Source organism: Pseudalkalibacillus decolorationis, assembly GCF_024609785.1.
In the GTDB taxonomy this organism is placed as follows: domain Bacteria; phylum Bacillota; class Bacilli; order Bacillales; family Fictibacillaceae; genus Pseudalkalibacillus; species Pseudalkalibacillus decolorationis.
Genome location: NZ_JANHJQ010000004.1, coordinates 129592 through 156488, shown reverse-complemented (window position 1 = coordinate 156488; position 26897 = coordinate 129592). Strand labels below are relative to the sequence as shown.

The window sequence follows — 26897 nt, the reverse complement described above, 5'->3', positions numbered from 1 at the left end:
GGTAAAGCTGAATGCAAAAGAAGGTTTATAACAGATAATAGCCGATTCTTACATTCAACTCCCCATTTTGGCATAATGGAAGTAATAGGATTGGGAAAGGAGAGGTTCCATTGCATAAAATCATGATAGTAGAGGACGATCCGAAAATATGTGAACTCCTGCGCTCGCATATTATTAAATATAACTACGAGGTGGTTATCGTAGAGAATTTTGATCACGTTTTGGAGGATTTTCATCATGAAAATCCTGACTTAGTCTTACTCGATGTGAACTTACCAAGTTTTGACGGGTATTACTGGTGCAGGCAAATCCGTAATATTTCCACATGTCCGGTTTTATTTATTTCAGCAAGATCTGGCGAGATGGATCAAGTTATGGCACTTGAAAACGGGGCAGATGATTACATCACAAAGCCGTTCCACTATGAAATTGTCATGGCCAAAATTCGCAGCCACCTTCGTCGTGCGTATGGGGAATATGCACCGGATAAAGTGGAGCGAACGGTTGAGTTGAAAGGCTTGAAGCTTTATCCAGAACGTATGGAATTAACCTTCAAAGATCAGATCGTACCACTTACGAAAAAGGAAACGGAGCTTCTCGAAACGTTTTTACAACGATCACCAAGAGTAGTAAGTCGTGAGGCCCTATTGGAAAGGCTTTGGGATGACATTTCCTACGTGGATGAAAATACATTGAACGTCAACATCACACGGGTTCGGAAAAAGCTTCACGAACTTGGAATTGAAAATGCTGTTGAGACGGTTAGAGGGGCAGGGTATCGTCTTCAAATGACTTGGGGAGTTGATACAAGCCAATGAAGTTATTCTTCAAAGAGCACTTTCTCCTTATCCTTTTACAAATCTTTCAACTCACTCTTATTGTGTTGATTTACTGGTTAGATGGGTATGAAAATTTATTGACCGCCCTATATTCGGTTTTTATCGGATTATGTATTTTATCAGTCTACCTGATTTACAGATACGTCAGCCATAAATCGTTTTACCGAAGACTTACTAAACCTCTCGATACGCTGGATGAATCGATTAAGAAGACAGGTTATTCACCGCTTTCAGAGGCGTTGGATGAGCTGCTACAGGGGCAGTATCGTCACTACCAGGAACAGTTAAAGGCATGGGAACGGAACCGAAATGAGCATATGACGTTCATGAATCAGTGGGTCCATCAAATGAAAACACCTTTATCTGTTATCGAATTAATTGTTCAAGATGAGGATGACCCTCGTTTTACAAGCATCCGTGAAGAAGTAGACCGGGTGCATAAGGGACTTGAAACGGTACTTTACGCGGCACGTCTTGGTGCGTTTGAGCATGATTTTCAAGTCGAACAAGTGTCGCTCCTATCAATCGTTGATAAAGTTATCCATGAAAACAAACGGCTTTTTATCCGTAGTTTTGTCTATCCTGAAGTCAAGGTGGAAGAGGGGTTAAATGTTGAAACAGATGCAAAGTGGCTTACGTTTGTACTTTCACAGATCGTTATTAATGCAATCAAATACTCTGAAGGATCGAACAAAAAGATAACGGTCTCGTCTGGAGTAAAGGATAAAGAAGTAATTCTTGAAGTCCAGGATCTTGGTGTAGGCATTCCAGCTGCTGACCTGCGTAGAGTGTTTGAGCCTTTTTATACTGGTGAAAATGGAAGGAAATTTCGTGAATCGACCGGGATGGGTTTATATCTCGTTAAAGAGGTATGTGAACATCTCGGTCACCTGATCGAATTGGAGTCGGAAGTCGGTGTTGGGACAACGGTTCGATTAAAATTTTCTTCTTACGTTAGGAACGTATAGAAAATTTTTTTGCATAGATGTTATGTCTAGCTCCAGCGCCCAGGTGCTCGAGGTCGCTTCAATTTCTGGCATAACGCTAAAAAACGCGTTCTTGCCCAGAAATCTCCAGCGCTTGCACTCCCAAGCATAAGTGCAACTAAGGCAACCGCCTTCACAAAGCTTGGCGCTTACCAAGTTTTCTTTATCGCACCTGTTCAGGGCGCTTACGCTTTTCTAAATGTCAAAGAAACCTTACAACGATGTAAGATAAATGAAAGATGAATCGATAGGTCCAATTCACAAAATCCCCTAAACTAAGTATCGTAGAAGAGGTTGTTCAAAAAGTCCGGTAAAAATAGCTGTCGAATTTCTTCGTTGCTCAGTCTCTTCGGTCCTCACGTATTAATAGCATACGTTCCGGTCCTCGAGACTTTTCGCGCCTCGAACTTCTCGGCTCTTTTTATCCTCCTTTTTGAACACACACTAGAAGATTTTAATTACGAAAGGAGAAAAGAGAACATGGAGATGCTTAAAGTAAATCAATTAAGTAAAGTGTATGGTGACAAAATGGCGTACCGTGCATTATCCGATATAAATCTTACAGTAGAAAAAGGGGAATTTGTAGGAATCATGGGACCGTCTGGAAGTGGGAAAACAACGATGTTGAATCTTGTTTCTACCATTGATACTCCTACTACTGGAGAGGTTTTGATCAACGGGAAGAATCCACATCAATTGAAGAAAAATGATCTGGCCTTGTTTAGGAGAAGGGAGCTCGGTTTTGTTTTTCAAGACTTTAACCTGTTGAACACACTCACGGTCGAGGAAAATATTGTACTACCGCTCACACTTGATGGCGTAAAGGTAAAAGAAATGGACCAAAAAGTCGTGAAGGTGGCAAAGAAACTTGGTATTGACTCCATTCTAAAAAAGAGAATCTATGAGATCTCTGGGGGACAGGCCCAGCGTGCAGCGATTGCCCGTGCGATCATTCATACACCGCAACTCCTGCTTGCGGATGAGCCAACGGGTAACCTAGACTCAAAATCTTCACGTGATGTCATGGAAACTCTCGAGGCGATTAATCGAGAGGACGATACGACAATGATGCTTGTTACTCATGATGCCGTGGCAGCAAGCTATTGCACACGTGTGGTGTTCATTAAAGATGGGAAGTTTTACAATGAAATTCACCGCGGTGACAACAGACAATCATTTTTCCAAAAAATCATTGATGTGCTGTCGATCTTAGGAGGGAACGCTCATGACCTTTCGTCAATTCGCGTTTAACAACGTGTTAAGAAACAAACGGACGTATGCCGCCTATTTCCTGAGCAGTGCCTTCTCGGTTATGGTGTTCTTTGTCTATGCGATGTTTGCGTTCCACCCACAGCTTACTAGCTTAGCTATGGGTGGACATACCGCTCAAGGATTTCATTTTGCTGAAGGAATTATTTATGTGTTTTCATTTTTCTTTGTACTGTATTCCATGAGTTCGTTTTTAAAGTCACGAAAAAAGGAATTTGGCTTACTCGTCATGCACGGTATGACAAACCGGCAGCTTAGAACGATGGTTTTTCTTGAAAATGTGTTAATCGGGCTTTTTGCGACGATTGCTGGTATTGTTCTCGGAATTGCTCTGTCAAAGTTAATTCTATTAATTGCTGAAAATGCGCTACAACTAGGTCAAACAATGCCATTTTATTTTCCAGTTGAGGCGATTCTCTTAACTTTCGGAGCTTTTCTTGTCTTGTTCATTGCCATTTCTTTCTTTACAGTTGTCGTTTTAAGGGGAAACAAATTGATCGACCTCATTAAGGGAAGCACGAAACCGAAAACAGAACCGAAAGCATCAATCTTATTATCTTTGTTAGCAGCTGTCTTATTGATCGGTGGTTATGTTGCGGCGTTAATGGTTAAGGGTGTACAAGTAAGCATGGCAATGATCCCAGTTACAATTATTGTGATCATTGGAACGTATTTCTTGTTTACACAGCTTAGTGTCTTTTTGATTCGTTCGATGAAACGGAATCGAACGTTCTTTTTACGCAAAACGAATGTATTATTGTTATCGGATTTAGCGTATCGCATGAAAGATAATGCACGTACCTTCTTTATGGTAGCGATTGTCTCAACAGTTTCGTTCTCTGCGATTGGATCTCTCGTTGGGTTTAAAGCGATGTTTACTGATAGTGTTATTAAAGAAAATCCATTTGCATTTGAATATGTCTCTTACAAAGGTAATACGAAAGAAACAGAGAAAAAGCATTTGGAAGAAATCAACAAATCCTTGAAGGAAGACGAAATAAAGTATACACGCTACGATGCGACGATGAAGTATGTCTCGATTCCAAATGAGGAGCATCCGGTTATGGTTGTCAGTGAATCGGAGTTTAATACGATTAGTGCAGCAGCGGGAAATAAACAGGTGGACGTCAGTGGTGATCAAACCGTCGAGGTCCGGTATGCGAATACAGTAGGCGGGAATCAATCTTTGGATAAAGAGAAGGAAACTCTGAAATTGAATGGAAACGAAAAAGTGCTGGATATCAAGAAAGTGACTACGTCTAGTGCATTCCCATCCTTCTCAAGCTATTATGTTGTATCCAATCAAATGTTTAATCAATTAAAGTCTGTTGAATATACCGAGCAGTTTTATGCATACGATGCAGAAGATTGGAAAGCCACAGAAGAGGTAGGTACAGAACTTACTACTCAGCTGCCACAACGAAATCCTGGCGGCGAGTATCAATTTTATTCTTTGGCCTTTCAAATGAAAGAAATCACTCAAGGCTATGGAGCTATCTTGTTTGTTGGGCTATTTATCGGGGCAGTTTTTTTCGTAGCATCTGGTAGCTTCCTTTATTTCCGTCTTTATACGGATTTGGAGGATGATAAACGGAAGTATGCAGCAATAAGGAAACTTGGGTTAACGGATAAAGAGTTGTCTAGTGTCATTACTAAGCAAATCTCGTTGCTGTTTTTCGTGCCGATTGGTGTTGCATTGGTCCATGGTGCAGTTGCACTAACCGCGTTGCACAATATGTTCCATTACTCGCTTTTAAAAGAATCGGCGTTTGTACTTGGTAGCTTCTTTTTACTACAGTTCGTCTATTTCCTGATCATCCGCACAACCTATATTAAGAACATCAAAGCAGCAATCGGTTAATTTTATAAAAGGAAAAAAGCAGGCAGCTTTAGCCTGTTTTTTTCCTTTTAAGAGTCAAGAAATTTTAACTTTTTTCATCTGGAATCAGGGTATTTCATCCAGATTTAAGTTTTTTCATCCGGGATCAGGATATTTCATCCAGATTTTAGTTTTTCCATCCGGTATTAGGATATTTCGTCCAGATTTAAGTTTTTCTATCCGGAATCGGGATATTTCATCCGGGTTTAAGTCAGCCTTCTCAATAGATTTCCGGTGACGTTCGGAGGCTAACCAAGTACGTCTGCTTTTTCTCACGAAAGTATAAAAATACTTTCTATAGATAAGCGCAACGGAGGCGAGCGCCAAGTTTTCTTTATTTTAATAGCCAACTTCGATCGATGCGTTAACCATGTACATCAAATCGTTTTTGTCGTGCTTGTCTTCAAGAAAAATACCACTTGTTGTTGCCATTCCACCATCGATCACTTCAACAGTGACTGTGCCATATGGAATGATTTTCTTAATTGCTTCTTCGTCTAAAGTTTCCTTATCACGTGGGATTGCGAGCTTTACATTTACCTTCATATTGTCTAATGATTGTTCGGGTAAGCTGTTTCTAATGCCCGGCATTGAATTTGTGTAAATGGCGTTCTCAATCGCACGTATAGCAGCTTTTGTAACGTTCTGACCATGGACGTCAATGCCCATTCCTGTCTGGATAAATACCAATTGTTCCATGTGAAACACTCCTTTTATCTAATATTACTCTCTACTATTCTTAATGATAATCCCTTCCTCGTGCAAGTTTTACCCGTTCCAAGCTCGAAATAAACATTGTAAATGGTTAAAAAAGATATCCATTAAATGTAAGGGTGAATTTAACAAAAAGCGATCAAGAAACAGGGATTAATGTGTTAAACTATCAATAAAATCTATCTATTAAATGCGATGTTAAAATCATCCTAAATCAAGAATGATATGAATAAAGGCGGTTTATATGAAAACAAAAGAACCTTATATCCTTACAAATGAAGATATTTATAATTGGTCCCCATCGGATGCCGTTTATAATCGTGGCAATGATTATTATTTTGAGGGACTCGTTTCTGATCTTGAGTTTCATCCATCTACCAATGAATGGACGGCTATCGTTGAAGGAAGTGACTGGTACGACGTTTCTATAGAAATTAGGGATGGGGCGAATATACTTACATATTGTGATTGTCCGGCCTATGAGACTTATGGAGCATGTAAACATTGCGTTGCAGTTTTGCTTGAAATCGGTGAAAAAACGGCAAATCAAGCATACGCAGAGAGAAGAACACAAAATAAGGGAGACACATTCACTAATACGCGCGATTACCATGTAACCAATCGGCTTATCCAATCCTTTTCGACGCGTCATCAACCGACAACTATTGCGAAGCCGGTATCTAACAAAAAACAACCTTTGACGGTAGAGTTTCATTGTAAAGCTACTTCGAAACGATACATTGGTTATGGGAATTATCTTGCTGTAGAAATGAAGGTCGGCGTTAATCGGACGTATGTTGTTCGGAGCATTGGTGACTTTCTCGAAAGAATTATAAATGAAGATTCACATGAGTTTACAAAAAAATTCTCTTATGATCCGACGGAGCACCACTTCATTGATGAAGATATGGAGATTATTAAACTTTTGTACTATGCGTTTGAAAATGAAGGGTTTCTACGTGATCAGCAGCAGTTTTCCCATTGGAGGCAACCTAGCAGAAATGAGCGATATCTTACTATTCCACCGTTCATGGCCGAGCGATTTCTTCAATTGGTACAAGAACGAAAGGTTACGATGGAGGCCCTCGATAAGATCTATCCAACAATTGAAGTTCAAGATGCGGGTACACTGCCTTTCTCTTTTAATTTCGAAAAAAAGACAGCGAGTGTTTTTGAACTGGATTTAAAAGATTTGAAGAATGCCTCATTATTTGACAACTATCATTACCTCTTTCAGAATGGGGTTTTTTACAAACTAAAACCTGCTCAGTTGGAGTTATTATCCGATTTCCTAGATATACAAGACACGGTGAATAAAAGCTCCATATCCATCCATCAGGAGCAAATTGAACCGTTTCTGTCGCACGTTATACCCGGCTTAAAGAAGGTTGCAAACATTAACATTGCAGAGAACATTTCGGATCAGTTAATCCAACACCCACTTAAGGCTAAACTTTATCTTGATTTGAATGAAGAGGACTTGATCGCTAAGCTTGAATACCATTATGGAGAGATTGTCATAGGACCATTCCATCAAGAAGGGTCAAACCAGACCGAGTTTATCCTGATCCGGGACGTTGAAAAAGAACAGATTATTATGAACATTCTTGAGCATACAGCTTTAAAATATAACGGTCAAAACTTCTATATTGAAGGAGAAGAAGAGCTTTATGAGTTCCTCTATCATGCGATACCAAGGCTTGAGGAATACGCAGGCATTTATATGACTGGTGCTATAAAGTCAATGATACTCGAAGAGAACCAAACACCGTCGGCCTCGATTGATATTGAATCAGGTGGAGACCTATTGGAAATTTCCTTTAATATGGACGGAATTGATCCAAATGAGGTTCAGGCTATCTTACAATCACTCGTCGAAAAGAAAAAGTATTACCGGTTACCTGATGGCGCATTTGTTTCATTAGAAGGCGAATCCATTCAGACGATCGATAACCTAATAACAGAATTAAATACGTCCCAATCCGAGCTTAATGATGGGAAAATGCAGGTTCCATTGTACAGGGGTTTCCAGATTGATGAAATGCTAAACAGTGGGGGCCACCAGGACACGGCAGCTAAAGTCAGTCGAAAGTTTCAACGCTTGATTCAGGACATTAAGAATCCTGAATTGATCGACTTCACCATACCTAACTCGTTAAATGCAACTTTGAGAGATTACCAGCAGGTTGGTTTTCAATGGCTAAAAAGTCTCGCTCATTACCGTATGGGTGGAATTCTCGCCGATGATATGGGACTCGGGAAAACATTGCAAAGCATCGCCTACCTGCTTTCAGAACAAAAAGAACGAGAAGGGGAAGCGCGAAAACCTTCTCTAATCGTTGCGCCGGCATCCTTAGTGTATAACTGGAATACAGAATTTGAAAAGTTTGCCCCTGAAATGAAGGTTGAAGTCGTTTATGGGACACCGAATGAACGTACAAATATTATTAAAGACGGACAGGCTGACGTATATATCACATCCTATCCATCACTGCGTCAAGATCTGAATTTATATAAAAAAATATCGTTTGATTCGATGATTCTTGATGAGGCTCAGGCCATCAAAAACCATGCAACGAAGTCAGCCAAAGCGGTCAAACAGATTCAAGCTGGCAAGAAATTCGCATTAAGCGGAACACCGATTGAGAACTCTCTTGATGAGCTGTGGTCGATTTTTGATGCGATACTACCGGGCTTCTTCCCAAACCAAAAGACCTTTAGAGGGTTGCCACAGGAAAAGGTTGCGAGAATGGTTCGACCTTTCCTTTTAAGGCGTTTGAAAAAGGATGTCTTAAAGGAATTACCTGATAAGATCGAATCGGTTCACTATTCTGAGCTTACCCACAAGCAAAAGGAACTCTATGTCGGCTATTTAGATCGAATTCAATCCGAAACAAAGGCGACCCTTCAGCAAGAAGGCTTTAACAATAGTCGAATGCAGATTTTAGCAGCGCTAACAAGGCTCAGACAATTATGCTGCCACCCATCTCTGTTTCTTGAAAACTTCGAAGGTAACTCGGGGAAACTTGATCAGCTTAAGGAACTTATCATGAACGCAATGGAAAATAAAAAACGTCTGCTGATTTTTTCGCAGTTTACAAGTATACTTGAACTGATTCGGAAAGAGCTTGATGACTTAGGTCTGGGTTATTTCTATCTGGATGGCCAGACGCCTTCCAAAGAGCGGGTCCAAATGACCGAGCGCTTCAACGACGGCGAGCATAATATCTTTCTAATTTCATTAAAGGCCGGGGGCACGGGTTTAAATTTGACTGGTGCTGATACGGTCGTTCTCTATGATTTGTGGTGGAACCCTGCAATTGAAGAGCAAGCAGCAGGCAGAGCTCATCGAATTGGCCAAAAGCAAGTCGTTCAAGTGATGCGAATGATTACTAAAGGAACGATTGAGGAGAAAATTTATCAGCTGCAACAGAAAAAGAAGGAGCTTATCGAGAAAGTCATTCAGCCAGGCGAATCGATGCTCGCACGATTAAGTGAAGATGACATTCGTGAAATACTAGATATCTAGCTTTTAAAGAGAAGGGGACTGACAAAAATAATTAGGTCAGTCCCCTATATATCGTCCAAACTATTTGTTTATCATCCAAACAAAGAATAAATCAGTCAAACTTATGATTAACCAGCTGAAAAAGCAAATTCAGTTGAATGCTGGGATAACAATGGTCGGGTGTGAGTATATATGTAAAAATTGGGGAAGGGGCGTAAAAATGAAAAAACCTATAACTCACGACCAAATGGATGGAAACCGAAAAAGCCCTGTCGGCACCATACATGTTTTCGATCCGTCTCCGCTCAACTGGCTCTATATTTTATTTAACACGATGGAGGAAGCAGTAAGGGCTGATCATAAAGGCAAGATTATCCCATCATTAGCTCAAAGCTACCGCTGGGTTACGGATACCATTTTCGAGCTTAAGTTGCATAAAGAAGTCGTATATCAAAACAACGAGCATTTCTATTCAGGATATGTCCGTTTGAACTTTCATCAGCTCCAGCGCTGGATCGCACCGCATCCACCCGGGACGTGGCTTAATCTTTCAAAAGAAACGACGCTTGAAATACTGGATAATTATACCGTACGATTTCATTTTCCAAAACCGGATGGCCTAGCACCAGCAAAAATGCGTGCACACCATTTAGCGAACAAGCTTTTCTGGCAAACGATTGGTTTTGGTTATGCGAAGCTGGGGTCAGCGGAAGGCCACTGGTGAGTACTCGATGCTCCGGGCCCGTGGGGTACTGGACCGTTTATCCTTTCAGATGGATTTTCTTCGATTCAAAATGTCGAGGCAGTCATGAAAACCAACCCGTTCGCAGCCACCTGGATAACAACCAAGGAGGAGCGCACGCCTTATGTCATTCTTAATGCGAATACCCGTTACCGGAATCCAGAAAGAGGGCCAAGACTAAGTAAAGTTGTGTTTCGTAATGACCTAACTCCTACACAGGCTCTGGATCTTTGTACAACGACTGAAGGTCAAGTGGATCTCGTAACACATGTTGCACCTGAGGACGCAAATAAAGTACTGAATTCACAATACGCTAAGCTCATTAAAGTGAAAAGTAATCGAATCGTTGCAGGGGCATTTAATCGGTACCGAACAGATATCAATTTTGAAGATCGCAATCTCAGGCTAGCATTTAATCTCGCTATTGACCGTCAGGCAATCATTGAAAAGGGTTTTAAAGGATATGCAGAGAAAGTTCCCGCATTAACACCGCCATGGGCATTTGATTTTCCAGAAGGACTCAAAGCAAGAAATTATGAGCCAAATCGTGCACGAAAGCTTCTTAAAGAAGCTGGCTGGCCTGACGGAAGATCTTTAAGATTGGCAACACTATCGAAATACGAGCAAGCAGCTGAGTTAATCGGATCCCAGATCAATAATGCACTTGGAATTCAAGTTGAGGTTATCGTCATACCACCAAGTGAAGAGGTAGAAGCAAAGCGAATGGTTGCAGAAAAGAAATTGGTTCCAAGCTGGGATATTCTGCTTGCAGATGCAACAGCATTGTTCTATGAAGGTACTCCTGCATTTTTCCATCGGGAATTCTTTGGATCAGATGGTGCTTTAAGAATGGGTCCTGAGATACCAGAGTTTAATTCCTTATTTAAAAAAATGGCTCAACAGACAGATCTGAACATGCTGTTAGAGGCTGCGCGTGAGATTGACCGTTATTCTTATGAAGAGGCGTTGGGCTTGTTCCTTTGCAGTCCTCACGATCTTTATGCGGTTAACAATCAAGTGCAATTTCGTCCATACCGAACAACCTTTGAACTAGCGGAAACCGAGGTTACTGAAAGCCATTGGTCTCGACGTAGGTCTTAAATTGGTGATTGGAAAGAGCGGCTGTTTTTTAAGTCGCTCTTTTGTACCTTTAGGAGCAATTCCTGTATAATTATAGGAACTTTCAGAAATTATCGGAGGCACTTCATGCGGAAGATTTTATCATACACGTCTACATATAAAAAAGCGGTTTGGATTGCTGTGTTTCTAATGGGGATAGAACTAGTCGTTGAGCTAGTTCAACCACTATTTATGGCTAAGATTATTGATGAGGGCATTATGAAAGGGGATATGAGCGTCGTAGGATTATGGGGCGGGATCCTCCTTGGGCTCTCATTTATTGCGTTTGCGGCTGGTATTAGCAGCTCGTTTTATGCGGCACAGGCGAGTCAAGGTGTCGGCCATGACATACGACGGGATATCTTCCAGAAGGTTCAGCAGTTTACCCGTAAAAACTTCGGTTCGTTTTCAACTCCAGGCCTAATCACTAGAATTACGAATGACGTGATTCAGATTCAAAACCTGTTGTTTATGATGATGCGGATTGCTTTACGCGCACCGCTTTTTATTCTTTTTGGAATGGTGATGGCGTTTTTCATACATCCAGGTCTAGCTACAATTCTCGTGATATCTGTACCTTCTTTGCTATTGTTTCTTTTTTGGATTTTGAAAAAAGGAGTTAAGCTGTTTCGCCGTGTCCAGAATAAATTGGATCGGGTCAATACCGTCATTCGTGAAAATTTGGCGGGGATTCGCTTGATAAAGGGCTTTAACCGAGGTGTTTATGAAGAAAACCGTTTTGAAGATGTGAATGGTTCGTTAATGAACGATAATAAAAAGGCACTCTGGATTACGGAGCTTGCGATGCCGATTGTGATGCTCGGGATGAATATCGTGATCCTTATTATTTTATGGATTGGTGCGACTAAGCTGAATATGAAAAGTGCTCAAGCGGGGGAGCTTGTTGCAATTATCAACTACGCTACCCGTATGATGTTTACATTCTCTGTGTTTACATTTCTGATCATGAATTTCTCTAGAGGAAATGCATCAGCTGGACGAATTAGGAAGGTGCTTGACGAGGAGACTGAGGGCCTTGATGAATTGGGTGGGTCAGAATGTCCATCGCTCAAAGGCGGTATTTCTTTTGAAAACGTCTCTTTTGAGTTTTCGCCGAGTGATGGGCCAGCGTTAAAAGATCTATCATTTACTGCTCACGTGGGTGAGACAATCGGAATTTTAGGCGAAACAGGGTCAGGAAAGACGTCTCTCCTGCAGCTAATTCCAAGGCTCCTCGACATTACGACTGGTCGGGTTTTACTCGATGGAGTAGATATTCACAAACTTAATGTCGAACACATACGTAAACAGATCAGTTTAGTTCCACAAGAGGCTCATTTATTCTCCGGTACAATAAAAGGCAACATCGGCTGGGGGAAGGATCACGCTACAATGGAGGATATCATTCAGGCTGCAAAAAAGGCACAAATTCATGATTTTATAATGAGTCTGCCTGGTAGCTATGATGCTCAGATCGGCCAAAAAGGAGTCACTTTTTCCGGCGGTCAGAAGCAGCGCTTATCGTTGGCAAGGGCTCTCGTTCGTGACCCGAAAATCCTATTATTGGATGATAGTACGAGTGCTCTCGATGCCCATACCGAAATGAAACTCCTTCAGACGTTAAAGGAGATGCAATGTACGGTATTGATTGTCGCTCAAAAAATCAGTTCGATTCAAGAGGCTGATCAAATTTTGCTTTTAAACCAAGGGAAGATTATTGGAAACGGGGATCACGAGACCTTGTTAAAAACGAATGTCTATTATCAAAGTGTTTATCAATCTCAACTTCAAGAGGAAGTGATATAGATGGCGTCGTCTAAGAATGAAAGGGAAAGACGTTTGTCACAGCAGTCACATCGACGTCATCAAGGAATCGGAACAAAACCGCCAAAGGTAACAAATATGAAGTCGACACTATTTCGGATTTGGAGCTATATGAGCGGGGAGAAACGGTTATTCAAGCTCGTTATCAGTGTGGTGGTTGTAAGTTCAATTTTATCGTTGCTCGGTCCACTTTTGCTTGGGTTTGCTGTTGATAACGTAATTTCAGAGCCTGAAACGACGACACTTTTACAGATGGTGATTGTTCTATTGATCGTATATGTGCTCTATTCCATCACAACATGGATGCAGAATTACTGGATGATCGGAATTGCTCAGAATACGGTGTATAGGTTACGTAACCATCTATTTTCCCATTTGCAACGGTTGCCATTGTTATTCTTTCAGAAACGACAACATGGGGAGTTAATGAGCCGATTAACGAATGATATCGAAAATGTAAGCAAGACGCTGAACTCGGCTGTTATCCAATTTACAACAAGTGTATTGACGATAACAGGGACAATTGCTGCTATGATTTGGTTAAGTTCGTTGTTAACGCTTTTAACTTTGACGATTGTGCCAGTAATGTATATTGGTATGAAATGGATTACGAAACGGACCGGACGTTATTTTAAAGAACAACAAAGGAACCTTGGAGAGATGAACGGTTATGTCGAAGAGATGTTCTCAGGCCAGCAGATCATTACGATGTACTCACAGGAAAAGCGGGTTATCAATGAATTTGCTGAAAAAAATGAAGCATTACGAACATCAGGTTATTGGGCGCAGACCTATTCGGGTTTCATTCCCAAGCTGATGAATATGCTTAACAATGCTAGCTTTGCGATCATCGTTGGCGCAGGCGGAATGTTAGCATTGAATGGGATGATTTCGCTAGGCGTTATTGTGACATTTACAACCTATTCACGACAATTCACACGTCCGTTGAACGACTTAGCCAACCAATATAATATGATCTTATCAGCAGTGGCTGGGGCAGAGCGTGTGTTTCAAATTATCGATGAGGCGGAAGAAGAGGCAGATGAGAATGGCGCGGCAGGTATCAAAAACATCAATGGTGATATTCGCTTTCAGGATGTTGATTTTTCCTACGATGATGATCAGTCTACTTTAAAGGGTCTCAATTTTCATGTAAAATCGGGTGAAACTGTGGCACTCGTTGGTCCTACAGGAGCAGGGAAGACGACGATCATTTCTTTGTTGTCGCGCTTTTACGAAACCGATCATGGGACAGTTTTTATTGATGGAACGGACATTAAGACGATTACAAGGGAAAGCCTTCGAAGTCAGATGGGGGTTGTACTCCAGGATTCAATTCTCTTTCAGACGACAATACGGGAAAACATTCGTTATGGACGGTTGGATGCGACAGATTTTGATGTAGAACGTGCAGCTAGATCAGCGAATGCACATGACTTTATTAGAAAGCTGCCTAAAGGATATGATACGGTACTTGATTCTGATGGAAAAGGAATCAGTTATGGGCAGAGGCAGCTGTTATCGATTGCACGTGCCATGCTTGCAGATCCTGCATTGTTAATTCTTGATGAGGCAACGAGCAGTATTGATACGGTAACCGAAATGAAGATAGCAGACGGACTGGAAACATTGATGAAGGGGAGAACAAGCTTTGTCATCGCCCACCGGTTAAACACGATTCGAAACGCGGACTTGATTCTTGTATTGAAGAGTGGAGAGATCATTGAAAAGGGTACGCACAAGGAACTGGTCAAGCAGGACGGGTTTTATGCCGACCTCGTTCACACTCAGCAAAGTGAGAATAAGGTTTCGATGTGATGCACTGTATATGTGTTATTCTAATGTAAAAAGGTGATTTAATGAAAACGGAGACGATTCTTCATTTTAATAAAGCAATAGCAAGCCAAAAGCCAAACAACATTCATCAGAAGCGTGCCTGCCCGTTTTGTGAAACGGAGGGACTATCAGAAATATTGGATTCCCGCGACTCTATCATCCTAGTGAAAAACAAATATCCCGTTTTACAGGATGCCTTCCAGACGGTATTAATCGAAACGGATGAGTGTGAATCGGAGTTATCAGAGTATCCCTTAGAGCATCTTTATAAATTGATTCGATTCGGTACTGAGAAATGGATGGAGATGGAACAAGACAGCAGGTTTCAATCTGTTCTTTTCTTTAAAAACCACGGCCCCCTCTCAGGTGGATCCGTACGTCACCCGCATATGCAAATTGTAGGCTTGAACAACACGGATTACCGAGACAACTTAAAAGAAGATTATTTTATCGGTAATGAAATTCACTCTTCAAATGGGGTTCAACTAAACCTTTCAACGAAACCGATGATTGGGTTTACGGAGTTCAATATTATTCTTACTAATCTCAATGATATTGAACAGGCTTCCAAATATATTCAAAACGTTTTGCATTATGTTTTAAATTATTTCAATGGCCGTGGCTGCTCTAGCTATAATCTCTTTTTCTACCATTGGCTTGGTAAGATATTTATAAAGATTGTGCCTCGCTATGCGACAACACCGTTATATGTCGGATACGGTTTGCGCCAAGTGTTTAGTAACCCGCAAGATTTGATTGAGGATATTCACAAGAACATATCTTTTTAAACATGTAATGTTAGAAAAAAAGAAAAATAGTCGTGTCACAAATGAACCCCTTTTACAAATCAATCTAGGGCAGCGAAATTAAGTAACGACGGAACATCCGTTGTTTCCCTGTTAAAATATCATGACCTGAACGAAAGCTCAATTGACTCTCAATCTGATAAACGACAATTAGAACATACAATGGATTTACTTCACCCAGGTTGGCGTAAAGAAGTGGTTGAGCAACAGTTTTTACCTAAAATGACGGTGGTGCATAATTTTCCTCATACCGGTAGAACCGAAAGGCCTGGCCCTGCTGTTCTTGAAATAAAGGGTTTATATATAGCAGGAGATTGGACAGGAGACGAGGAATTACTGGTAGATGCTGCTGTAGCTAGCGCGAAACGGGCAGCGCTACACATTTTAAAAAGGGATCGGGTGTTAGTATGAAGCAACCGAATGTGGAAATGGAGCAACTTTATCAATCGTATAAACCCTTGCTTTTTTCTCTAGCCTACCGAATGTTGGGCAGTGTTATGGATGCGGAGGATATTGTTCAAGAAACATTCGTTACCTTTGAAAAGCTGGAAAATCCCCAGTCAATTACGAACGTAAAATCCTATTTGTGTAAAATTACGACCAATTGCTGTATTGACCAATTAAGGTCTGCCTCCCATAAAAGAGAAACATATGTGGGAACTTGGCTTCCCGAACCGGTAGTTGAAGATTACCTCGCTGATCCAGCTAGTTCTTACTTTATGAAGGAATCTGTATCCACTGCCTATTTAATGTTGTTGCAGCAATTGTCTGAAGTCGAAAGAGCAGTGTTCCTTTTAAGGGAAGTCTTTCAATACGATTATGATGAAATTGCCTCCATGGTGGATAAAAGCAGCACAAACTGTCGGCAAATCTTTCACCGAGCGAAGAAAAGCCTCGTACATGAACCTGATTCTTACCCGCAGAATTATAAACAAATGTCTGTTTATGTGGAAAAGTTCATGGCTGCGCTTCAGAACGGTGAGATTTCTGAAATGCTGCAAATGCTAAAAAAAGATGCGATCTTCTTTGCAGATGGTGGTGGGAAAGTTAAAGCTGCTATTAAGCCGATTTACACCGCAGATCGAATTACACAACTGTTCAAGGGTGTAATAAATAAATTACCAGAGAACGCTGCTTTTAATTTTAAAAGAGTGAACGGCGGACCGGGAATTGTTGTTACAATTGATGGAGACGTCGCCTACGTCGTTTCGTTTGAGTTTAAGGATAGAAAAATAAAATCCGTTTATATGGTTGCAAATCCTGATAAACTCAGCCGTTTAAACGAAGACAGATCCAAGGGAATGAAACAAGGCAATAACTGAAAATACGGGGCTAACTCAAAAATAGGAGTTAGCCCCAAGTTTTTTTACACGTTAAGAAAGTATAAAAATACTTTCTATAGTATAAGTGCAACTACGGCGATCACCTGCGCTAAGGCTTGGCGCTAGCCAAGTTTTCTTTATTTCTAGATAGTTAAATGGATTACACGTATCGACTTGCCATATACCTAAGTGACAGCCTTAGACGATAAGTCCTTGATTACCACTTGTGTCCATTCATAAATGGCTTCACTTATTCCTCATATTTTTTAAGTGGCATACCTACAAATTCTTTAAATGATCTGATTTGATTGTGCTTGAATTCAAAAACTATAGCAAGTTCATTGCGAAATGGTTGGTTGCTCAAAGTCCCTTCAGCTTGAAATACTACAATCCCAAAATGAGTATCATGAAGTTCAATCAAAGGAGTAAGCTTTACTTGCAAAACTTCCCGTTCAAAGCGAATCAGTTCATTAAAACGCTGTGCACCTATTTGTTTTTCTTTCCAACCATCGATTGGCAATGGAACGGAAAAGTGAAATTCCTCATCCACTAGCGTTAGAAAATGTGCAGTATCTCCTTCCTCAATTGCTGTACGGAAAGCCTGAAATGCTCGACTGCATAACGTTTCGTCTACATTTGTTTTGTCCATTTTATTCCCCATCGTTTGACTGTCTCCTCTCCCATATGACAAATTCATTATTCAAAATCATAAAGACAATTCAGCGGCTGTGACTTCTCCTCCGTTTGCTGATGTTCTAACCGGACATTATATTTGGTGCCCTATTATTGAGAGACCGCCTCGAAGGGTCCTAGAAGAGGCGTGTATCATCATGAGCTTTAAAGTATGTCATATTGTCTACATCGCATCGTATTATTAAATGGTTCGGGTTGAACGTCAAACAGCTCCTCAGGAATCGATTGAACCTGTTGAATAACCATTTGGCGAACAGACTTAGCCGTACTTAACAATGCATTTGACATAATAAAAACCTCCATTCATTTTTAAAAAAATTCAAATAACTGATTACAACGCAAGTATATCTAGCCCCCAAGAGTTTATCAATGCAGTGTTTCTTATCATTATGATAAGTTATAGTTATGAAAATAGTTGGAAGGGGAGTTTACATAGAATTAAGGCAGTTGGAATACTTCATGGTTATCTGCGAGGAACTTCATTTTTCAAGAGCAGCAGAGAAAATTATGGTTTCTCAACCTAATCTGATCCAGCAAATCAAGTTACTAGAAAGTGAATTGGGTGTCCCTCTCTTTAATCGTATCGGCAAACGGATACCATAACAGAAACGGAAATCTGTTATATGAACAGAGCAAGCATATTTTTTCACATTTGAAGCAAGCTCAGGAAAGCATTTCGGAACTGAAACAAATAAAAGGCTGATCTCTCACCATTGGGGTCCTACCGGGAGATGCTGAACTTATGTTAGGGTGAGAATTGTTTCATTATGAAGGAACACAGAATCTTTATATATGAGTTACATAACGTGAATAGGTTTTAATTCCACATTGGTCCAATAAAGAATGACGCGTTTTTAGATGAACGCGCCCTATAACGGAAGATCAATCAACACACTTTTACGGATAGCCGAAAACTAATTGCCGGGCAGTTGGATGCCGCGCCAGCCGCTTACATTGCATTGGCCATATTCATTATCACCCACAGCAACCACCGTGCCGTCCGATTTAAGGCCGAGAGTATGAGCACAACCCGCCGCAACCGCCACCATATCACGCCAGCCGCTTACATTGCATTGGTCATGTTTATTCAAACCCACAGCCGCCACCGTGCCGTCCGATTTAAGGCCGATGGTATGATTACTACCCGCCGCTATCGCCACGATACCGCGCCAGTCGCTTACATCGCATTGCTCATGCTTATTCAAACCCACAGCCGTCACCGTACCGTCCGATTTAAGCCCGACGGTATGAAGGTAACCCGCGGCTGCCGCCACTATGTCGCGCCAGCCGCTTACATTGCATTGGCCATACACATTATTACCCCCAATCGTCACCGTGCCGTCCGATTTAAGGCCGACGGTATGCCAGTCACCCGCCGCAACCGCCACCATATCACGCCAGCCGCTAACATTGCATTGACCTTCATTATTTCGGCCTACTGCTACCACCGTGCCATCCGATTTAAGCCCAATAGTACGACGCCAACCCGCCGCAACCGCTACAATATCGCGCCAGTCGTTTACATCGCATTCGTCATGCTTATTCCAACCCACAGCCGCCACAGTACTGTCAGATTTAAGCCCGATTGTATGAGCATTACCCGTGTTCGTCGCCATATGAACATTACCTGCCGCGACCGCCACCATATCGCGCCAGCCGCTTACATCACATTGGCCATAATTATTATCACCCACAGCCGTCACCGTACCGTCAGATTTAAGCCCAACGGTATGACGACGACCCGCCGCTATGGTATCTTTAGGCCACCGTTTCATCTTTAACGTCGCTTCTTTCGGTGAAATGTAATCCATGTATTACCTCCTTTTAACATAAATTATTCAACAATCTGGCCCTAGACATAAAAAAAGAGCGCGATCTTTATTCGATTAGCGCGCCCTATAGCGGAATATACAAATTATTCTCGCTCCTTTGGCCAAGAGCCTTGTTGTTTGCGAATTAATACAATTTGCCCTATATGGTATACGTTGTGCAAAATTTGACGAGCCAGACCCCCAACATGTTCCTCTTCCAGCTGACTGTCATTAACTTGTGCTAGTGATTTACGCAAATTTTCACAAATTAGGCGTGTTTCTGCCAAGGCTGCCTTCCATTTTTTAGAATCTGCTGGGTCCCCGATATCTCCAAATGTATTCTCTGCCAAGACTGCCTTCCATTTTTCAGAATCTGGTTCCCCGATATCTCCAAATGTAGCCTTGTTATTAAATGCCTTTTTTCTAGGCGTTGTGCCATTGATTTGTCTAACAAGTAGGGCGTTGTAATAATTTAGATGGTTCACAGTTTGCCAAATTGTATTCCCTCCTCCAGGGGGTTGCCAGCTTGCATCTGTGGAATTTAAATCCTCAAGAGCAGATTCTAAAGGTAAAAACCAGGTCTCAGTATCCCAACTAAAGTCATATTCCATGCGAAAAATATCCATCAGTTCTAGGTTCATTTGCTTTCTCCCCTCACCTCAAGTTATTAATATTCAGATATTGGGTATAGCTAAAACATTATCACAGGGGCCGGTTGGTTCTCAAAACAAGATAACGCACTTCCATCACTCCTTTATTTTTATTTTTTTTTTGATTGGTTTAATAATAAAACAACTCCCCTTACAAACCCAGTCAGTGAAGATGTTATTCAACAATCCCTGATAGCGGAAGACTGTGAATTGGTTTCAGTATAGAACTTTATTTTAAAGTAAACAACTTTATTTCCACGAATCACCCCCAAACAAATTCTTAAATAATTATTAAAAACGGAGAGAAAGATAGTGGTAGGATAGAGTTAGCATTTAAATTCAGACAGTTAGGATGTCCGTGATGAGTATAGAAACGACGATAACCGTCAAATCGAAATTCAGTAATAAATTTGCAGGTGGCTACCCACTGCTTTTTAAGGATGCGATTCTTAATCCCAATGATCTACAAGAAGAAGGAACGCTTATAAAGGTTGTCGATGATACAGGTCGCTTTTTAGGTAAAGGATATTATGGGGAACAGAACAAAGGCAGCGGTTGGATTTTAACGAGAAAAGAAGATGAAGCAATCGATCAAGGACTTTTTGATCGTAAAATTCAAGCTGCTCTTGACTTTCGCAAAGCCTTTTTCAATGATCCAAACACAACTGCGTTTCGTGTTTTTAACGGTGAAGGGGATGGCATTGGCGGTTTCACGATCGATTATTTTGATGGTTATTATTTGATTAATTGGTACAGTGAAGGCATTTATAAATTTAAAGATTATGTCTTGGAATCGTTGAAACAATTCGTGGAGTACAAGGCAATCTATCAGAAGAAGCGTTTTGATCAAAAGGGTCAATACATTGACGAGGATGACTTCGTAACAGGTGAACGCGGTGAATTTCCAATCTTAGTAAAAGAAAATGGAGTCAATTTTGCGGTATATTTGAATGATGGGGCAATGGTTGGAGTCTTTCTCGATCAAAGGGACGTTAGAGAAGCGATTCACGACCAGTACTCGGAAGGAAAGACGGTCCTTAATACATTTTCTTACACAGGAGCGTTTTCAGTCTTTGCTGCACTTGGTGGGGCTTCGAAAACGACTAGCATTGACCTCGCAAAGAGAAGCTTAAGTAAGACGATTGAACAGTTCAGCATAAATGAAATCGATTATGAAGCCCATGATATTCGTGTTATGGACGTGTTCAACTATTTCAAATATGCAAAACGAAACAACTTGAAGTTTGATATGGTCATCCTTGATCCACCAAGCTTTGCCCGTTCGAAAAAGCATCGTTTCAGTGTCGCAAAGGATTACAAGGATCTTATAAAAGAAGCCATTTCGATAACTGAAGACCAGGGTACGATTGTTGCTTCAACGAACTACGCTGGCTTCGACATGAGCAAGTTCAAGCAATTTATCGAGCAGGCGTTTAAAGAGATGAACGGATCGTATAAATTGATGGACGAGTACTCACTTCCAAAAGACTTTAAAACAATCAAGGCGTTTCCAGAAGGAGACTACCTAAAGGTTGCGATTATTAAAAAGATCAAAGGCTAGTTTAGAGTTGACTCAGCCACAAAGCTGAGTCAACTCAATACTCCTTAAGTAACTACTGATCATCCTTATCGGGCATGAAAATAGAGGGGTCTAGGTTGGTCGATTCTATAACAATCGCTGTCATTCCTGTATCTGTTCCTGACTCATGCCATTCTCCATCTTCCCAGAAAGCTACTTCTCCGGTTTTGATCTTAGTTTTCTCATCTTCTTCTCCTCGAACCCATCCTTCACCCGCCACAACAAGGAACAATTGATCTGAAACTGCTTTATGGTAACCTACAATGCCTTCAGCTTTGATGTGCATACACCCTATATGCGCGGGCTCATCAGCTGCTACAACCCGAGACATAATAAAGCTAGAATCGAATTGCGTAATGTGTTTACCTACCTCTTGATCAAATCTATAAATCTTCAATTATAGTCCCCCTTTTAAAAGCATACCTGTATATATTCTATGATGAGGGAGGAGACTCCTTGACCTTTTTACATTTTAAACAACTAAGTAAGAAAACAGGTTGGAAATTATTAATAAAATGAAACGACATATTTCCCGAGAAATTTACACAAGTTTTGATTTTTAGTAGAATTAATTAGTACTTTTTGTTGGCTGGTTAATTCTCATTGATTGCAATCGGCCATATGTCAGCGAACGCCATACCCATTCAAGGGGCCCGAACCGGAAATGCTTTAACCAAAAAACACTAAATACAACTTGCAGCCCATAAATGACTAGCGTCAAAAGTAATCCAGTCGTTATGCTTAGCTCATTATACAGTTCAAATCCGAGTATTATCACCAGGGTTATTACGGTTTGCGCTAAATAATTCGTCAAAGCCATTCTTCCGGTTGTTCCGATTGGGTCAAGCACTTTTCGCCAACGTCCGTTTTGTAGCAAAAGCACAAATGAGAATACATAAAACGATGTCAAAAAGGGACCACCTACGGTAAGGACAAATAGGCTTACAATATCGTGGTATGCTCCGTAATTGAGCGTATCCAGTTGAATTGCAGCAAGCCATATTGAAAATGGAATGGCTATTAATCCACTGATCATCCAAGTTAATCGAATGAAACGTTTGTGTTGGCTTGGGTTTGCAAGTATCCCTTTTTTCCCTATATAAAGTCCCAGTAGAAATAATCCGAGGATATGTGGGATTGAGTAAGGGATGTTTTCTAGAATAGGAACAACCTCATTTGTATACCTGTACGAGATTAATTCCATATATGTCTTGTGCTTATATATTTGAACGGCTTCCTCAACCTTTTCAGAACCTACAGACTGATTCCACTCATTTGACCGCTCAAGCAATGATTCGGGTAGGAGTAATGGGGATGCCATAAACACATAGAATAAAGAAATTAGTGCCAAAGCCCAGATGAGGACTGTTTTCGCTTTTCTTTTATAAAAGAATAATAGAAAGAATCCGGATATTGCGTACGTATGTAAAATATCCCCATACCAAAATAGGACTAAGTGCAATAGCCCAAATAGCAATAAGATCAACAAGCGAAGTCCAAATAATAGCTTCGGTCTTTCCGTGTTTTGCTCGGCACGCGTTAAAAAGATATAAAAACCGAGTCCAAATAGGAAAGAAAACATTGGATAAAATTTGGCTTGTACAAACAGGTCAAAAATAAGACGAACCCATTGATCGATTCCATCGTACTCTGGTGTTAATCCGTATAAGTCGTATTTTAAAGCCGGTGCAAAAAAGGCGGGCATGTTTACGAGGAAAATTCCGAGCAAAGCAAAGCCTCTGATAATATCTAGTGACTCTATTCGCTCGTTCGTTGTTATTGGAGCAAGCTTCATGCTAATCCCCCTCTTTGTCTATTCCTACCATTATACCTTATATTCCATTCTGTCGTGTTCTTGATGTTATAGTTAAATAGGCATAGTAAAAATGAATGACATCAGATGATTTATGGTACTTGTGATCCATTTTAGATTTTAAAACGTTTTCTTATTAATTCACAAGACGTGTTAAAGGAAAAGGGGAGGTTTGATGATTAATCGTATAAGGGTTTATTTCTTGTTGTTCATAGGAGTTTTTCTCGTAATTGCTCCTAGTAATACGTTTGCTCACACTTCACTTTCGAGCGCCACACCTTCCCCGAATAGTGAATTGACAGAAGCTCCGAATGAGATTGTGTTGGAATTTAGCAGCAATCTTGAAAATAGTCAGTATTACATTAAAATATACAACTCTAGCGGAAAGAAAATCGGAACGAATAAAGCAACACTAAGTGAAGACAGTAAAGTGTTATTGTTGGAAATCCCAGATTTAGAAGGCGGAACCTATTTTGTTGAGTATTATGTCATTTCCGCGGATGGACACCCGATTAGCGATAGATATGGATTCACGATAAAAGGAAACGGCCATGCAGATGGAAATGGCAAATCTGAATCAGGTCAATCCGGAGAAACTAGTGGCTCAGCGAACCAAGAGGATACGGCTAAAGATTCAGGTCGAGATCAATCGGATACGAATGAAAATGGTGGTTCAGAACAATCTGAGACAGCTAAAGGTTCTAACTTGAACCCATCGCCTGTTTCGGCAAGCTCTGAGCACCAGCATGGCGGTATGCTTTATTGGGCCATGCAAATGGTTTATTACCTTGTACTTCTAATCTTAACAGGATGGTTATTCTGGGGGAATGTATCAGACCTTTCTGCTATTAAACGGCGGTATACGAGCTGGTTAAAAAGGTTAAAAATGATTTTCCTATTTATGGCTGCTGGATATGGTTTTACTCGATTGTTACCCCTGCTTAGCGATATTAGCCTTTCAAACCTGACCGATCTTATATTGAATACAACGGTTGGTAACGCTTGGTTGTCCTCATTAATTCTAAGCATTCTCAGTTTTGTTATTTTACGGAAGAGAAAATGGATTGATGGTACATGGATCTTTCTCGTTTTAATCACAGAAGCATTTAGTGGCCATGCAGCTGCATTCCGTCCTTTGTGGTATAGTATTACATTTGACGTTATTCACTTAGCTGCAGCAGCTGTTTGGGTATCGGGATTGATTCTACTTTTCATCATTAAAAAAGAAAAAGGTACATTCTTAACTCCATTTACTAATCGGTTCTCGAACTATGCTTTTTTTAGTATTATTATTCTTTCCATCACCGGAAGTCTGTTGGCGCTTCGTTATTTATCTGATCTTAATGATTTGTTTACTACAGCCTGGGGAATGGTTTTACTTTTAAAAATCGCCCTCGTTTTCATAGTTGTCCTAACGGGATATTCTCTTCGTAAAGCAATAAAAAAGAAAAATGATGGGGCATTCAGTAAAAAGATTGAATGGGATTTTGCATTGATGTTCGCGATTATATTTCTAGTCGGAATGTTAACATCCTTTAGCCCTGTCCAGTAGATAGACAATTAGAAGGTTCAGAAATGAAAAAGGAAGATAAGTTACCAGTAAAATAAAAGCTTCTTGTTTATTTCGTCGAAAATTGTTATTATTGTGAACATTCACATCATCGCTTATACAACAAAGGAGGAAGTCGAGCTTTGCCTAAAAAATTCATAATTTTCATACTGATTGTTTTACCATTTTTTCAATTAGCCTTATTGCCCTTTGTCAATACCATTGAACCAAGGGTGTTTGGGTTACCGTTTCTTCATTTTTGGCTGATTTTATGGATTGTACTGACTCCCTTCTGCACATGGGGAATTTATCATCTTCAGAAATCACAGGGAGGTCTTGACTGATGCAAGGAAATTTCACAGCATTAATGATTACGGTTTTTATTGTTTTAAGCGTCGTTCTAATTGGATTTCTATCCGGTCGAGATAAAGCCGTACGTAGCTCCGTAGAAGAATGGTCCGTTGGTGGGAGACGATTTGGAGGACTCCTAGTTTGGTTTTTAATTGGTGCCGATTTGTATACCGCTTATACTTTTCTAGGGCTGACAAGTACGGCCTATCAAGCTGGCAGTATTGCTTTCTTCGCGATTCCTTATTCTATATTGGCGTATTTTATCGCTTATTTTTTCCTTCCAAAGCTTTGGAAAGTTGCAAATGAATTTAAGTTAACTACACTTGCAGATTATGTGAGACAGCGTTTTGACAGTAAGCTTCTTTCATCACTAATTGCGATTGTCGGAGTATTTATGCTCATTCCATATATTGATTTACAGTTAAGCGGAATTATGGATACGCTTCGAGTCGCCGGAACGGGATATATTAATGTTCAGGTCGTCGTTATTACTTCATTCCTGCTTGTCGCTCTGTTTACATTCTTCAGTGGGATCAAAGGCCCAACATATACAGCGATAATTAAAGACGTTCTTGTTTGGGCGATTATGTTGTTCATGATTGCTTCTCTACCAATGATCCATTTTGGCGGATGGGGAGGAATGATGGACAAAGTCGTAAATGAAGCACCTCAGTTATTAACGATCCCAACCTCTGGACCAAAAGGGATCATGTGGTTTATTACGTCATCAATTGTCTCTGCTTTGGCGTTATTCATGTGGGCACACGCTGCAACAGGCGTTTTTACAGCAAAGAGCGCTGATTCACTTCGATAGAACGCCATGTTTTTGCCCTTATATAATATTGTCTTAGTTCTTGTTGTTTTTCTAGGTTTTATCGCCTTTCTTGTTTTACCTGGCGACACAAACCCGCGCTTTGCCTTACTGAATCTGATTCAAACATCTTATGGCGGGGTTGCTCAAGGATTGGCTTATTCGACGATTGCCTTAGCTTCTTTGATTCCTTGTTCAATCATGGCGATTGGCGCATCTAATCTATTTGCCAACAATATTTATCGGGATTTAATCAATCCTAACGTTAATGGCACAAAATTAACACTTATTACACGAGGAATGGTATTTGTTGTCATCGGACTTGCACTGATTTTTGGACTCTTGTTCCCAACTGCACTAGTATCCTTACAGCTGCTTGGCGTTTCAGGGATGGTTCAAATATTCCCGGCGGTTGTCATAAGCCTGTTCTGGAAAAACCAAACTCGTGAAGCAACCATTATCGGCCTTATTGTAGGCTTGTTCACAACGTTTGCTGTTTACTCCACTGGTAACTCCTTTGGCATTTACGAAGGCTTTTGGGGATTGACAACAAACCTATTAACGATTGCCATCATAAATCCTTTGTTTGCGAAGAAAACGAAAGACGCTTCTAATCCAGTAATGGACTATTTATTCTCAAAAAACGGGGTCAATACAGGTGATATTAGGAAAGGGGCCTAAAGGTTTTCATAGTTTCCTAATTAGATCTTCCCACGTAAAGCACTAAAGAGGAAGATAAGTTAGCAGTAAAATAAATTTAAACTAAAGTGGAAGATGTGAAAATTCGCATCTTCCT

At 40.6% G+C, this 26897-nt stretch carries 22 protein-coding genes and 2 pseudogenes; 17 read left to right on the top strand and 7 right to left on the bottom strand.

Going from position 1 to position 26897, the window contains the following annotated elements; genetic code table 11:
* The first annotated feature begins 110 nt into the window (after positions 1 to 110).
* The 4 genes from NON16_RS05550 to NON16_RS05535 all read left to right on the top strand — a co-directional run bounded on the left by NON16_RS05550 (position 111) and on the right by NON16_RS05535 (position 4955).
* The gene (locus tag NON16_RS05550; protein ID WP_257347602.1) at positions 111 to 818 is read left to right on the top strand and encodes a response regulator transcription factor; all 708 of its coding nucleotides are present in this window, start codon (positions 111 to 113) and stop codon (positions 816 to 818) included.
* Positions 815 to 1807, top strand: a complete 993-nt coding sequence (locus tag NON16_RS05545) for a sensor histidine kinase (RefSeq protein WP_257347601.1) — start codon at positions 815 to 817, stop codon at positions 1805 to 1807. The genes NON16_RS05550 and NON16_RS05545 overlap by 4 nt, the downstream gene beginning before the upstream one ends.
* Before the next feature lie 504 nt (positions 1808 to 2311).
* On the top strand, positions 2312 to 3076 hold the full coding sequence (locus NON16_RS05540; RefSeq protein WP_308216589.1) for an ABC transporter ATP-binding protein: 765 nt from the start codon (positions 2312 to 2314) through the stop codon (positions 3074 to 3076).
* A complete protein-coding gene (locus tag NON16_RS05535) occupies positions 3051 to 4955 on the top strand; it encodes an ABC transporter permease (RefSeq protein ID WP_257347599.1) in 1905 nt (634 codons plus the stop codon). Before NON16_RS05540 ends, NON16_RS05535 begins: the two co-directional genes overlap by 26 nt.
* A gap of 357 nt (positions 4956 to 5312) precedes the next feature.
* On the opposite strand, the gene NON16_RS05530 is transcribed toward NON16_RS05535, so the two are convergent.
* Positions 5313 to 5672: a Lin0512 family protein gene (locus NON16_RS05530; protein ID WP_257347598.1), complete on the bottom strand. Its 360-nt coding sequence runs from the start codon at positions 5670 to 5672 to the stop codon at positions 5313 to 5315.
* A gap of 259 nt (positions 5673 to 5931) precedes the next feature.
* Here NON16_RS05530 and NON16_RS05525 point away from each other — a divergent pair, with 259 nt between their 5' ends.
* The 8 genes and pseudogenes from NON16_RS05525 to NON16_RS05490 all read left to right on the top strand — a co-directional run bounded on the left by NON16_RS05525 (position 5932) and on the right by NON16_RS05490 (position 16844).
* Complete coding sequence (locus NON16_RS05525; protein WP_257347597.1) at positions 5932 to 9216, top strand: DEAD/DEAH box helicase; 3285 nt, start codon at positions 5932 to 5934, stop codon at positions 9214 to 9216.
* Positions 9217 to 9415: 199 nt separating this feature from the next.
* Positions 9416 to 9919: an ABC transporter substrate-binding protein gene (locus tag NON16_RS05520; RefSeq protein ID WP_257347596.1), complete on the top strand. Its 504-nt coding sequence runs from the start codon at positions 9416 to 9418 to the stop codon at positions 9917 to 9919.
* A gap of 84 nt (positions 9920 to 10003) precedes the next feature.
* Positions 10004 to 11038 carry an ABC transporter substrate-binding protein gene (locus NON16_RS05515; RefSeq protein WP_257347595.1) on the top strand — a complete coding sequence of 345 codons (1035 nt, stop codon included), beginning with the start codon at positions 10004 to 10006 and terminating at the stop codon, positions 11036 to 11038.
* 105 nt (positions 11039 to 11143) lie between these two features.
* Entirely contained in the window at positions 11144 to 12862 is a 1719-nt protein-coding gene (locus NON16_RS05510; RefSeq protein ID WP_257347594.1) for an ABC transporter ATP-binding protein, read from the top strand.
* A complete protein-coding gene (locus NON16_RS05505) occupies positions 12863 to 14698 on the top strand; it encodes an ABC transporter ATP-binding protein (RefSeq protein ID WP_372508752.1) in 1836 nt (611 codons plus the stop codon).
* A 41-nt stretch (positions 14699 to 14739) separates the two neighbouring features.
* Positions 14740 to 15504, top strand: coding sequence for a DUF4931 domain-containing protein (locus NON16_RS05500; RefSeq protein WP_257347593.1), 765 nt, complete (start codon positions 14740 to 14742; stop codon positions 15502 to 15504).
* Positions 15505 to 15555: 51 nt separating this feature from the next.
* Positions 15556 to 15933, top strand: a pseudogene (locus tag NON16_RS05495) (dehydrogenase); the annotation flags it as partial.
* An 11-nt stretch (positions 15934 to 15944) separates the two neighbouring features.
* Complete coding sequence (locus NON16_RS05490) at positions 15945 to 16844, top strand: RNA polymerase sigma-70 factor (RefSeq protein WP_257347677.1); 900 nt, start codon at positions 15945 to 15947, stop codon at positions 16842 to 16844.
* Between the two features lie 250 nt (positions 16845 to 17094).
* Here the strand turns inward: NON16_RS05490 and NON16_RS05485 are convergent, their stop codons facing one another.
* A complete protein-coding gene (locus NON16_RS05485; protein ID WP_257347592.1) occupies positions 17095 to 17505 on the bottom strand; it encodes a nuclear transport factor 2 family protein in 411 nt (136 codons plus the stop codon).
* Positions 17506 to 17681: 176 nt separating this feature from the next.
* Positions 17682 to 17825: a hypothetical protein gene (locus NON16_RS05480; RefSeq protein ID WP_257347591.1), complete on the bottom strand. Its 144-nt coding sequence runs from the start codon at positions 17823 to 17825 to the stop codon at positions 17682 to 17684.
* A 171-nt stretch (positions 17826 to 17996) separates the two neighbouring features.
* Between NON16_RS05480 and NON16_RS05475 the strand changes: the two genes are divergently transcribed.
* Positions 17997 to 18140, top strand: coding sequence for a helix-turn-helix domain-containing protein (locus NON16_RS05475; RefSeq protein ID WP_257347590.1), 144 nt, complete (start codon positions 17997 to 17999; stop codon positions 18138 to 18140).
* 311 nt (positions 18141 to 18451) lie between these two features.
* Here the strand turns inward: NON16_RS05475 and NON16_RS05470 are convergent, their stop codons facing one another.
* Together NON16_RS05470 and NON16_RS05465 are read right to left on the bottom strand one after the other, a co-directional pair.
* Positions 18452 to 19348: an RCC1 domain-containing protein gene (locus NON16_RS05470; protein ID WP_257347589.1), complete on the bottom strand. Its 897-nt coding sequence runs from the start codon at positions 19346 to 19348 to the stop codon at positions 18452 to 18454.
* 104 nt (positions 19349 to 19452) lie between these two features.
* Positions 19453 to 19989 carry a DinB family protein gene (locus NON16_RS05465; RefSeq protein WP_257347588.1) on the bottom strand — a complete coding sequence of 179 codons (537 nt, stop codon included), beginning with the start codon at positions 19987 to 19989 and terminating at the stop codon, positions 19453 to 19455.
* A 370-nt stretch (positions 19990 to 20359) separates the two neighbouring features.
* Between NON16_RS05465 and NON16_RS05460 the strand changes: the two genes are divergently transcribed.
* A complete protein-coding gene (locus NON16_RS05460; RefSeq protein ID WP_257347587.1) occupies positions 20360 to 21559 on the top strand; it encodes a class I SAM-dependent rRNA methyltransferase in 1200 nt (399 codons plus the stop codon).
* A 52-nt stretch (positions 21560 to 21611) separates the two neighbouring features.
* On the opposite strand, the gene NON16_RS05455 is transcribed toward NON16_RS05460, so the two are convergent.
* Positions 21612 to 21974, bottom strand: coding sequence for a cupin domain-containing protein (locus tag NON16_RS05455; protein ID WP_257347586.1), 363 nt, complete (start codon positions 21972 to 21974; stop codon positions 21612 to 21614).
* A gap of 171 nt (positions 21975 to 22145) precedes the next feature.
* Positions 22146 to 23372 carry a DUF418 domain-containing protein gene (locus NON16_RS05450; protein ID WP_257347585.1) on the bottom strand — a complete coding sequence of 409 codons (1227 nt, stop codon included), beginning with the start codon at positions 23370 to 23372 and terminating at the stop codon, positions 22146 to 22148.
* Between the two features lie 193 nt (positions 23373 to 23565).
* Between NON16_RS05450 and NON16_RS05445 the strand changes: the two genes are divergently transcribed.
* From NON16_RS05445 to NON16_RS05435, 3 genes and pseudogenes are all read left to right on the top strand, one after another.
* Positions 23566 to 24942, top strand: coding sequence for a copper resistance CopC/CopD family protein (locus NON16_RS05445; RefSeq protein WP_257347584.1), 1377 nt, complete (start codon positions 23566 to 23568; stop codon positions 24940 to 24942).
* A gap of 140 nt (positions 24943 to 25082) precedes the next feature.
* Positions 25083 to 25283, top strand: a complete 201-nt coding sequence (locus NON16_RS05440; RefSeq protein WP_257347583.1) for a DUF3311 domain-containing protein — start codon at positions 25083 to 25085, stop codon at positions 25281 to 25283.
* Positions 25283 to 26782: pseudogene (locus tag NON16_RS05435) on the top strand (sodium:solute symporter family protein). Before NON16_RS05440 ends, NON16_RS05435 begins: the two are co-directional and overlap by 1 nt.
* Positions 26783 to 26897 lie beyond the last annotated feature (115 nt).

Excerpts from the sequence above, each read along its gene's own strand:
- NON16_RS05525 (WP_257347597.1), top strand. The coding sequence starts at position 5,932 with ATGAAAACAAAAGAACCTTATATCCTTACAAATGAAGATATTTATAAT.
- NON16_RS05545 (WP_257347601.1), top strand. The coding sequence starts at position 815 with ATGAAGTTATTCTTCAAAGAGCACTTTCTCCTTATCCTTTTACAAATC.
- NON16_RS05445 (WP_257347584.1), top strand. The coding sequence starts at position 23,566 with ATGATTAATCGTATAAGGGTTTATTTCTTGTTGTTCATAGGAGTTTTT.
- NON16_RS05485 (WP_257347592.1), bottom strand. The coding sequence starts at position 17,505 with ATGGGGAATAAAATGGACAAAACAAATGTAGACGAAACGTTATGCAGT.
- NON16_RS05540 (WP_308216589.1), top strand. The coding sequence starts at position 2,312 with ATGCTTAAAGTAAATCAATTAAGTAAAGTGTATGGTGACAAAATGGCG.
- NON16_RS05535 (WP_257347599.1), top strand. The coding sequence starts at position 3,051 with ATGACCTTTCGTCAATTCGCGTTTAACAACGTGTTAAGAAACAAACGG.
- NON16_RS05480 (WP_257347591.1), bottom strand. The coding sequence starts at position 17,825 with ATGTCAAATGCATTGTTAAGTACGGCTAAGTCTGTTCGCCAAATGGTT.
- NON16_RS05450 (WP_257347585.1), bottom strand. The coding sequence starts at position 23,372 with ATGAAGCTTGCTCCAATAACAACGAACGAGCGAATAGAGTCACTAGAT.
- NON16_RS05470 (WP_257347589.1), bottom strand. The coding sequence starts at position 19,348 with ATGGATTACATTTCACCGAAAGAAGCGACGTTAAAGATGAAACGGTGG.
- NON16_RS05465 (WP_257347588.1), bottom strand. The coding sequence starts at position 19,989 with ATGAACCTAGAACTGATGGATATTTTTCGCATGGAATATGACTTTAGT.
- NON16_RS05520 (WP_257347596.1), top strand. The coding sequence starts at position 9,416 with ATGAAAAAACCTATAACTCACGACCAAATGGATGGAAACCGAAAAAGC.
- NON16_RS05505 (WP_372508752.1), top strand. The coding sequence starts at position 12,863 with ATGGCGTCGTCTAAGAATGAAAGGGAAAGACGTTTGTCACAGCAGTCA.
- NON16_RS05510 (WP_257347594.1), top strand. The coding sequence starts at position 11,144 with ATGCGGAAGATTTTATCATACACGTCTACATATAAAAAAGCGGTTTGG.
- NON16_RS05460 (WP_257347587.1), top strand. The coding sequence starts at position 20,360 with ATGAGTATAGAAACGACGATAACCGTCAAATCGAAATTCAGTAATAAA.
- NON16_RS05515 (WP_257347595.1), top strand. The coding sequence starts at position 10,004 with ATGAAAACCAACCCGTTCGCAGCCACCTGGATAACAACCAAGGAGGAG.
- NON16_RS05475 (WP_257347590.1), top strand. The coding sequence starts at position 17,997 with ATGGTTATCTGCGAGGAACTTCATTTTTCAAGAGCAGCAGAGAAAATT.
- NON16_RS05500 (WP_257347593.1), top strand. The coding sequence starts at position 14,740 with ATGAAAACGGAGACGATTCTTCATTTTAATAAAGCAATAGCAAGCCAA.
- NON16_RS05530 (WP_257347598.1), bottom strand. The coding sequence starts at position 5,672 with ATGGAACAATTGGTATTTATCCAGACAGGAATGGGCATTGACGTCCAT.